Source organism: Thermodesulfobacteriota bacterium (genome assembly GCA_034189135.1).
Classification (GTDB): Bacteria; Desulfobacterota; Desulfobacteria; order Desulfobacterales; family JAUWMJ01; genus JAUWMJ01.
This window is the reverse complement of the sequence record JAXHVO010000054.1, coordinates 33,895-42,905: the sequence shown is the minus strand read 5'-3', so window position 1 is coordinate 42,905 and position 9,011 is coordinate 33,895. Positions and strand designations below refer to the sequence as shown.

The window sequence follows — 9,011 nt, the reverse complement described above, 5'->3', positions numbered from 1 at the left end:
TATAACTGTTTTTGAACAAAGGCTTATTTCACAGGCCATTACGCCAATTGATTACAAAAATAAAATTACTAGTGGCCATATCCAGCTGAATTTATTCGATTCTTAACCGGACACTAATGATTTTTGTTATAAAATTAGATCATGCCAAAAGAAGTATATCCGATAGAATATGATGAGACCAAAGACCTATCTTATATTAGTTTAACCGGGGATATTAACGCTAAAAAAATTAGCAATACTTTTTTTTCCATTTCATTAGATGCAAAATGGAGTAAGGGCAAGCGAAATATTTTGTGGCTTTTTAAAGAAGCTCGTTTTTCCGATTCTTTTGAGTTTTCCAAAATATTCAGAAGCGCCAGTATGGTGCGAGATTTTGCTCCACCCGGAAAGTCAGCAGCAGTAATCGAAAAAGATTGCTTAATGCAAAAAACTGTGACAGATTTTTATAGAAATATTGCTAATATTTTTACAGAACGAAATATAAAGTATTTTAACACCATAGAAGAGGCCGAAGACTGGCTGAACTCCTAAGATAACCCTTCCTTTTTTTATCTTTTCCAAGTTATTTCTTTATCGATCCGCACTTCAGGAAAAAGGGACAAGGTTTATTTTTCCCTATACATTTCTTAATTTAACGATTATATTTTATTTTGCTTCGATGCCCTGGAATGACAGGATCGTCCATGGTTGGCAGATTATGCGAAAGCATTTTCACCAAGAATGGAGGAAGTTCCCATAAACGGAATGTATGGCAATAAAAAACAAAAACAGATTGAATGGCCTACCCAACGGGGAAAGGTTATCATAAGCTCCTTCAACAGTCCGGGTGACATTGAATCACTATCGTTTATAGAGGCCTATACCAAGTATGCCGGATACCGGTCCATTGTTTCCAAGAAACAAACCCTGATACAGGCAGCCTCACAGCCGGATACAAATGTGACTTTGGCTTTTACCCCGGATGGGATAATTGTCGGGTTTGGCATTTTAGAATACCCTCCTTCCGGGGAACGCTGGAAACGATTGGGGGATTGGATCATGATGGAGGTTTCGGTCATTGAGATCGGCAGACCATGGCGATCCCTCGGCATATCTAAAAAAATCATCCAATTACTCGTGGATCACCCCTTAAAAGACGAGAGAATTTTTTACATGGTGGGATACTCATGGACGTGGGACTTGGCAGGGATGTCTGCTATGGACTATCGGGACATGCTGGTCGGTATATTTTCTCAACAGGGATTTAAGACCTTCCGCACCAATGAGGCTAACGTCATGATGCGACCGGAAAACCTGTTTATGGCTCGAATTGGAGCCAATATAGCGGAAGATACTAAAAAAAAATTCAAGCTGGTTAGGTTCGATTTAGATCTGTGTGTTTGATTGTATTTTTAAATTACCTTTATTCACCGTATACTATGAGGACTTATCGGGAGGCCATCATGAACAATGGCAGTGAGTTTGATCGTGAACACTCTGACCTTGATAGAGATCAAGGAGAACACCCTCATTTTTAACTATTATCGTGTAACCGACCATGTCGTTTGGAGTGGCGAAATTTTGATTTCGGGTGACCTACGTGGAAAATGGCATTTTTTTTAAAAAATATGGTGCAGTTTAAAGTTCAGCTGAGAAATTTGAGTGAAAAGCTTGACAAAAGATTTTAGAGAAAATAAATGGTTTTGTTTATGCTTATTGATCCATTGGTTAAGGTGTGATATTTTGCCATTTTTATTTTAAGCGGGACAGATTTGTGGAAATTGATCTTCAAGGAATTGTAGTGATTGTCGGAAACTATGGAAGCGGAAAGACAGAAGTTTCCATCAATCTGGCAGTTCACCAAAAAAGGGCAGGGATGGATGTTAAGATTGCAGACCTTGACCTGGTAAACCCCTATTTCAGGACCCGTGAAGCACGAAGCCAGCTTTCCAAGCTGGGAATTGGTATGGCGTTGCCTGCGGAAGAATACCTTCAGGCGGATCTTCCTATACTGAGCCCCGTTATTGCCGGGTTGATTAAAAATCCGGTTGAGCTGACTCTTATTGATGCCGGCGGAGATGATGCGGGGGCCACTGTGCTGGCAGCCCTCGCCCACGCATTTAATGGAAGCAATTTTCAAATGCTTCAGGTGGTAAATCCCCTGCGGCCCTTTACCAATACAGTGAAAGGCTGCCTGAAAATGCGCAGCGAAATCGAAGCTGCTTCAAAAATGACTATAAGCGGTTTGGTGGGCAATTCAAATTTAATTGACGAAACAGGACCTGAAGATATATATACCGGATACGAGTTTGTTAAGCTTTTATCTCGTGAAAGTGGTCTGGCTTTAAAATTTATTACTGTTCCATCAGAACTGATGACTGAGATCGATGTAAACCGTTTTTCCTGTCCTGTTTTGCAGATAGAAAGACAACTGGTGCCGCCCTGGAAGAAGGCGGCCGAATTAAGCTGACTAGAAAGGAGCAATTTTCTATGGCCTATAGACATCATATAGACAGTGAGAGATGCAAAGGTTGCGGTTTATGCGTGACCGTATGTCCCAAGAAGGTTTTGGAAGTTTCGGAACAGGTGAACACCAAGGGTTATTTTCCCGCGTATCAAGCGAGGCCGGAAGATTGTATTTATTGTGCCATGTGTTGTACCATGTGTCCGGATATGGCGATTACCATCACCGAGGTGGTTGAAGCTGCGGCAGACGCGGGAAAAATGGAGGGAAAAAATGAGTAAAGTATTAATGAAGGGAAACGAAGCGATCGGAGAGGCGGCCATTCGGGCTGGATGTCTGAACTACTTTGCCTATCCCATTACACCCCAATCCGAGGTGGCCGAATATCTTTCCCGGCGCATGCCGGAAGTGGGGGGACACTTTTTGCAGGGTGAAAGTGAAGTGGCGGTTTCCTATATGATTTTTGGTGCGGCTGCAGCGGGGGAACGGATATTTACCACGTCATCGAGCCCGGGGATAAGCTTGATGAGTGAGGGGATCAGCTATATAGCGGCTGCTCAGTGTCCGGCGGTTTTTGTAAATATCATGCGTGGCGGTCCGGGACTGGGGGGCATCCTTCCGTCGCAGGCCGATTACCTTCAGGCAACCCGTGGGATCGGACATGGGGACTGCCGGTTACTGGTAATGGCGCCTGCCAGTGTTCAGGAAGCGGTTGAAATGGTGATGATGGCATTCCCCCTAGCGGAAAAGTACCGTAACCCGGTGATCATTTTAGGGGATGGTTTAATCGGCCAGATGATGGAACCGGTTGAATTCGTGGATCACCTCAAGGTTGAGCCGACCAATAAAGATGAGTGGGCCACCAACGGCATGGATACTCGCAAGAGTAATCAGCGTAACCTGGTTAAATCTTTGTTTTTGGATCCGGAAGAGCTGAACCGGAACAACCTGATCCTCAGAGCCAAATATGAACGGATGAAAAAAGAAGAGATCAGGTACGAAGAGTATAATACCGACTCGGACTACAGGGTGTTGATTGTCAGCTACGGCACCATGAGCAGGGTCTGTAAAACCGCCATCGATCAATTAAAAGAAGACGGGATCGAAATCGGCATGATCCGGCCGCAGACGCTGTTCCCCTTTCCGGAAACGGCAGTCAGGGAAGCGGCGCAACAGGGCGGATGCAAGGCGGTGATCAGCGTTGAAATGAGCATGGGCCAGATGGTGGAAGACGTTCGTATGTCTGTTCAGGGGAAAGTGCCTGTGTCATGGTATGGAAAATGCGGGGGGGACATTCCCACCCCTGAAGAGGTCATCGAAGCGGTCACAGGATTAAATACATAACTCATAATAATCAGGAGAGCAATATAATGGGAAAGACATTTAAAAAACCGGAAGCCCTTTCCGATCAGGTGATGCATTACTGTCCGGGGTGCACCCATGGGGTGATCCACCGTCTGGTGGCTGAAGTGATTGACGAACTGGGTATCCGGGGCCGTACGGTGGGTGTCGCTCCAGTGGGATGCGCGGTGCTGGCGTATAATTATTTTACCTTTGACTTTCAGGAGGCCGCCCACGGCCGTGCACCGGCAATGGCCACCGGAATAAAGCGGGTTCGTCCGGATTTGATGGTTTTTACCTACCAGGGGGACGGGGATCTGGCCAGTATCGGAATGGGAGAAATTGTTCATGCGGCCAACCGGGGTGAAAAATTCACCGTGATTTTTGTAAATAATGCGGTATACGGTATGACCGGCGGCCAGATGGCTCCCACCACTATGCCGGGGCAGCGCACCACCACCTCTCCTTTTGGTCGGGATGTGGAAGAAGTGGGTATGCCGGTGAGGATGGCGGAACTGCTGGCATCCTTAAAGACGCCGGGATACATAACGCGGCAAACCGTGCTGAAGCCGAAATATATCAACCGGGCCAAAAAGGCCATCAAGAAGGGATTTAGTTATCAACTGGAAGGCCGATGTTTCAGCTTTATTGAAGTGGTGAGCACCTGCCCCACCAACTGGGGTCTGACTCCGGTGGAGGCGATTAAGTGGGCGGAAGAGAAGATGCTCCCCTATTATGAACTGGGTGAATTTAAATTACCGGAGTAGGAGGCCAGAATGCAAAGTGAAGTGATGTTCGCCGGTTTTGGCGGTCAGGGGATATTGTTAAGTGCAAAGATCCTTGCCTATGCAGGCATGGAAGAAGGCAAAGAGGTGGCCTGGGTTCCTTCTTACGGGCCCGAGATGCGGGGCGGTACCGCTTACTGTACGGTGGTGATCAGCGACAGGCCCATCGGCTCTCCGATTATCAGGAATCCTTTGCATCTGGTGGCCATGAATCGACCTTCGCTGGAGAAATTTGCCCCCATGGTGAAACCGGGCGGGGTGATTATGATTAACTCCTCGTTAATATCCATCAATTCCGGTCGGCAGGATGTGGATGAGCTCAATGTACCGGCCAATGATATTGCCAAGGAGCTGGGGAATGTCAGGTCGTTAAATATTGTGGCACTGTCTGCGTTTGTTGCCCGGAGCAAAGTGGTTGATTTTGATGTTTTGCGCGAATGCGTCAGAAAGGAATTTTCCAAAAAAGCAAAACTGATTCCCCTCAATATGGAGGCGGTGACCGCCGGGGAAAAAGCCGCCAAGCGATAAAACATGAAATTATCCATTCCAGATTATGTTTTATCGATCAAACCGTATGTTCCGGGAAAGCCGCTTGAGGAGCTTGAAAGGGAGTATGGTATAAAAAAATCGATAAAACTTGCCTCCAATGAAAACCCTTTGGGACCTTCCCCCATGGCCGTAGAGGCCATTCAAGCTGCACTGGAAAAATTAAACCGTTACCCTGACGGGAGCGGATATTATCTGGTCAACAGGATTGCCGAAAAACTGAAACTGTCTCCCGGGAATATCGTTTTAGGAAACGGTTCCGATGAAATCATCGGTATGCTGGCCCACACATTGCTAAAGCCCGGGGATGAAGTACTTTTGCCACAACCTTCATTTTTGATTTATGATATAATGGTTCGCGCTGCAGGTGCAACCTGTGTAAATGTTCCCCTTAAGTCACTTTCCATTGATCTTGAAGAGATTAAAAAAAGATTGACAGCAAAATCGAAGATGGTTTTTATATGCAATCCCAACAATCCCACCGGAACCATTATTTCGAAGAATCAATTTGAAAAATTTCTTGATAGTCTTCCAGCTGAAATCGTTGTGGTGGTAGACGAAGCCTATATCGAATTTGTCAGGGACAGAAACTGCGCGAGCGGTATTGACTATATCGATTCTAAAAAGCCGCTGGTGGTACTTCGAACCTTTTCCAAAGCTTACGGTCTGGCCGGGCTTAGAATAGGGTACGGGATCATGTCTGAAGAGATATCAGGCATTGTTAACAGAATCAGGCTTCCGTTTAATACCAACTCCCTCGCCCAGGCCGGAGCAATTGCCGCGCTGAACGATGAAAAATTTTTCCGGAAGACGAAAAAGATAATTCATGAAGGTCTTGATTTCCTGTATGACGCTTTGAACGGTTTGGGAGTGAAATTCTATCCAACCCAGGCAAATTTTTTTCTTATCGATGTTGCCAGAAATGCCGACGAAGTTTTTAAAAAAATGTTGAGCCACGGCGTGATTGTGCGTTCCATGACATCCTATGGGTATCCTGAGTATATTCGTGTCAATGTCGGACTTCGTGATGAGAATAAAAGGTTTATCAAGGCACTGGATAAGGTGCTGACATAGATGAATACAGCTCGAATTTCAAAACGACTTGTTATCACCATAGACGGCCCGGCAGGGGCGGGTAAAACCACGGTTAGCCGGTCTTTGGCGGATCGCTTGGGATATAAATATATTGACACAGGGGCCCTTTACCGGGGGGTGGCCTATGAAGCGTTATCCAAAGGCTTAAGTAATGATGATGACATGGGTCTTGAAAGCATATGCGCCGAGCTAAAACTCAGATTTGTACATGTCAATAAAGAGTTGCGACTTATATCCAATGATTCGGATATTACCGATTTAATTCGGACCCCTGAAATTACCATGTTTGCCTCTGCGGTTTCCGCAAGACCGGTTGTAAGAAAGTTTCTTTTGGCTCTTCAAAGGCATATGGGCAGAGAAAAAGGGGTTGTTTTCGAAGGCAGAGATATGGGAACGGTTGTCTTTCCTGATGCCGATATAAAATTTTTTCTGGATGCATCCCATCAGACCAGGGCTTTAAGACGCTACAGGGAAATGGAACCGAACCCCTCTCAATCATTGGAAGAGGTTGAAAGAGACATGATGCAAAGGGATGAAAATGACAGCAACAGGAATCTTGCGCCCCTGAAGCCGGCTGAGGATGCTAAAATTATAGATTCTACCGATATTTCCGCCGGCGAAGTTGTTGAATTGATGCTGTCTTATATAGAGGCCGGGAGGCTGAGAGAATAGAAAGCTGGGAGACCAGGCACTTGGTAACTTGAGGGCCTGGAGCAAAAAAACCCAATCAAAAATTGAAATTAAATTTTGCTGATGGTCGATTTAAAAGCTGCTTTGTTCACTCTGGTTACAAAAATCAAATTAATGGTTGTTTTTTTAAAATCAGTCTGATAGTTATATTAAGTTATGCTATCTGATAAAATAGCCAAAAACAAAGGCAAGGGGGATTTTTTTTAATATGAACGATTTAGGTAAAAACGAAGAAAACAAACAATTAAACCAGGATGATGAACAGGAGAATTCAGATGTGAGCCAGCCGGATGATGAAGTTATGCCGGAAGCAATAGTTAAGCTGGGTGCAGGGGATAATCAGAAGGGTGAAGAATTAAAAGGTGATGCGCCGGAAGATGAACCGTCAGCTGACGATGTTTCCGAACCTGATGAAAGTATGGAAAGCATGATGGATTTGTATGAGGAAAGCTTTAAACGCTTTACTGAAGGTGAAGTGGTGACAGGCAAGATCATTTCAATCGACAACGAATATGTTTTGGTAGATATTGGATACAAATCAGAAGGACAGATACGGATTGCTGAATTTAAAGACGAAGAGGGAAATATCAACGTCCAAGTGGGTGACAGCACAGAAGTAATGGTTGAATGGTGGGACGAAGAAGAAGAGCGGGTTGTTCTTTCCAAAGAAAAAGCCGAAAATATCAAGGTATGGGAAGATATTAAAAAACTTTACGATGAAGAAGGAACTGTCGAAGGCGTTATTTTAAATCGCGTCAGAGGTGGTTTTTCCGTAGATATAGGTGTCCAGGCATTTTTGCCTGGTTCACAGGCGGATTTGCGTCCGGTACGAAATCTAGATGAGTTGGTAGGAAATAAGTATACTTTCAAGATTCTAAAATATAATAGAAAACGGAGCAATATCGTGCTCTCAAGAAGGGCGATACTCGAACATCAGCGTGAATCCAGAAGAGTAGAAACCCTATCTTCCATTCATGAGGGGAAAGTCGTCAAGGGTGTGGTAAAAAATATCACGGAGTATGGTGTTTTTATTGATCTTGGTGGTATAGACGGACTGCTTCATATTACCGATATTTCATGGGGACGCGTTAAACATCCCTCAGAACTCTTTTCCATTGGTGATGAGATCACCGTCAAAATTCTTAACCTGGATATCGAAAAGGAAAGGGTTTCACTTGGAATGAAACAACTCACCGAGGATCCCTGGTCAGTGGCGGTTGAAAAGTATCCTTTGGGAGAGCGCTTAACCGGTAAAGTTGTCAGCCTGACCGATTATGGGGCTTTTATTGAACTGGAAGAGGGTATCGAGGGGTTGATTCATGTTTCGGAAATGTCATGGACTCGAAAAATACGCCATCCATCCAAGATTGTTTCCGTGGGTGATGAAGTTGAAGCGGTGGTACTCGATATCAAACCTGAAAACAGGCGTATATCTTTGGGTATGAAGCAGGTTGTTCCCAATCCGTGGGATGTAATCAGTGAAAAATACCCCGTTGGAACCACTATTGAAGGTAAAATTAAAAACATTACTGATTTCGGTCTTTTTATCGGCATAGATGAGGGGATTGACGGCCTTGTCCACATTTCAGATATTTCATGGACCAAAAGGATCAAACATCCGTCTGAAATATATAAAAAAGGGGAAGTGATTCAGGCCATTGTTCTGGATATTGAAAAGGAAAACAAAAGGTTCTCTCTCGGCATTAAACATTTGCAGCCGGATCCGTGGCAGACTGTCCCACAGCGCTATGAAGTCGGGAAAGAGATTACCGGTACGGTCACAAATCTTACTGATTTCGGGGTGTTCGTAGAGTTGGAAGAGGGCATAGAGGGGCTTGTTCATGTGTCTGAAATCAGCAAGGAAAAAATCAAGACCCCGGTGGGCAAATATAACATCGGCGATGTGATTACAGCCAAAGTGATGAACATCAATACCGAGGAAAGACGGATTGGTCTATCAATCAAACGGCTTGAGATTGAAGATGAACAGAATCTTTTGAGTGAATATGTAAATACAATGAGACCCGCCACTTCATCTTTTGGAGAAATCCTTCGTGAGAATCTCCAGGAAAAGCTAAATGATGAGTGATCCTGCAATGTGACATTTATAT

10 protein-coding genes are annotated in these 9,011 nt (G+C 44.7%); all 10 read left to right on the top strand.

Annotated features, from left to right (window positions below):
- The first annotated feature begins 141 nt into the window (after nucleotides 1–141).
- The 10 genes from SWH54_07645 to SWH54_07600 all read left to right on the top strand — a co-directional run bounded on the left by SWH54_07645 (nucleotide 142) and on the right by SWH54_07600 (nucleotide 8,989).
- Nucleotides 142–531 (top strand): hypothetical protein, encoded by a 390-nt coding sequence (locus SWH54_07645; GenBank protein MDY6791125.1) that lies wholly within the window; start codon nucleotides 142–144, stop codon nucleotides 529–531.
- 156 nt (nucleotides 532–687) lie between these two features.
- On the top strand, nucleotides 688–1,383 hold the full coding sequence (locus SWH54_07640) for a hypothetical protein (protein MDY6791124.1): 696 nt from the start codon (nucleotides 688–690) through the stop codon (nucleotides 1,381–1,383).
- Nucleotides 1,384–1,753: 370 nt separating this feature from the next.
- Complete coding sequence (locus SWH54_07635) at nucleotides 1,754–2,449, top strand: cobalamin biosynthesis protein CbiA (protein ID MDY6791123.1); 696 nt, start codon at nucleotides 1,754–1,756, stop codon at nucleotides 2,447–2,449.
- Between the two features lie 20 nt (nucleotides 2,450–2,469).
- A complete protein-coding gene (locus tag SWH54_07630; GenBank protein MDY6791122.1) occupies nucleotides 2,470–2,724 on the top strand; it encodes a 4Fe-4S binding protein in 255 nt (84 codons plus the stop codon).
- The gene (gene vorB / locus SWH54_07625; protein ID MDY6791121.1) at nucleotides 2,717–3,787 is read left to right on the top strand and encodes a 3-methyl-2-oxobutanoate dehydrogenase subunit VorB; all 1,071 of its coding nucleotides are present in this window, start codon (nucleotides 2,717–2,719) and stop codon (nucleotides 3,785–3,787) included. The genes SWH54_07630 and vorB overlap by 8 nt, the downstream gene beginning before the upstream one ends.
- A 26-nt stretch (nucleotides 3,788–3,813) precedes the next feature.
- Nucleotides 3,814–4,551: a thiamine pyrophosphate-dependent enzyme gene (locus SWH54_07620; protein ID MDY6791120.1), complete on the top strand. Its 738-nt coding sequence runs from the start codon at nucleotides 3,814–3,816 to the stop codon at nucleotides 4,549–4,551.
- A gap of 9 nt (nucleotides 4,552–4,560) precedes the next feature.
- A complete protein-coding gene (locus tag SWH54_07615) occupies nucleotides 4,561–5,097 on the top strand; it encodes a 2-oxoacid:acceptor oxidoreductase family protein (GenBank protein MDY6791119.1) in 537 nt (178 codons plus the stop codon).
- 3 nt (nucleotides 5,098–5,100) lie between these two features.
- Nucleotides 5,101–6,189, top strand: a complete 1,089-nt coding sequence (hisC, locus tag SWH54_07610; protein MDY6791118.1) for a histidinol-phosphate transaminase — start codon at nucleotides 5,101–5,103, stop codon at nucleotides 6,187–6,189.
- Nucleotides 6,190–6,882, top strand: a complete 693-nt coding sequence (gene cmk, locus SWH54_07605; protein MDY6791117.1) for a (d)CMP kinase — start codon at nucleotides 6,190–6,192, stop codon at nucleotides 6,880–6,882.
- Nucleotides 6,883–7,108: 226 nt separating this feature from the next.
- Nucleotides 7,109–8,989, top strand: a complete 1,881-nt coding sequence (locus SWH54_07600) for a 30S ribosomal protein S1 (GenBank protein MDY6791116.1) — start codon at nucleotides 7,109–7,111, stop codon at nucleotides 8,987–8,989.
- Nucleotides 8,990–9,011: the final 22 nt, after the last annotated feature.

What these genes read in the sequence shown, in the direction of transcription:
- SWH54_07645 (MDY6791125.1), top strand. Translation starts at nt 142, where the DNA reads ATGCCAAAAGAAGTATATCCGATAGAATATGATGAGACCAAAGACCTA.
- SWH54_07620 (MDY6791120.1), top strand. Translation starts at nt 3,814, where the DNA reads ATGGGAAAGACATTTAAAAAACCGGAAGCCCTTTCCGATCAGGTGATG.
- cmk (MDY6791117.1), top strand. Translation starts at nt 6,190, where the DNA reads ATGAATACAGCTCGAATTTCAAAACGACTTGTTATCACCATAGACGGC.
- hisC (MDY6791118.1), top strand. Translation starts at nt 5,101, where the DNA reads ATGAAATTATCCATTCCAGATTATGTTTTATCGATCAAACCGTATGTT.
- SWH54_07600 (MDY6791116.1), top strand. Translation starts at nt 7,109, where the DNA reads ATGAACGATTTAGGTAAAAACGAAGAAAACAAACAATTAAACCAGGAT.
- vorB (MDY6791121.1), top strand. Translation starts at nt 2,717, where the DNA reads ATGAGTAAAGTATTAATGAAGGGAAACGAAGCGATCGGAGAGGCGGCC.
- SWH54_07615 (MDY6791119.1), top strand. Translation starts at nt 4,561, where the DNA reads ATGCAAAGTGAAGTGATGTTCGCCGGTTTTGGCGGTCAGGGGATATTG.
- SWH54_07630 (MDY6791122.1), top strand. Translation starts at nt 2,470, where the DNA reads ATGGCCTATAGACATCATATAGACAGTGAGAGATGCAAAGGTTGCGGT.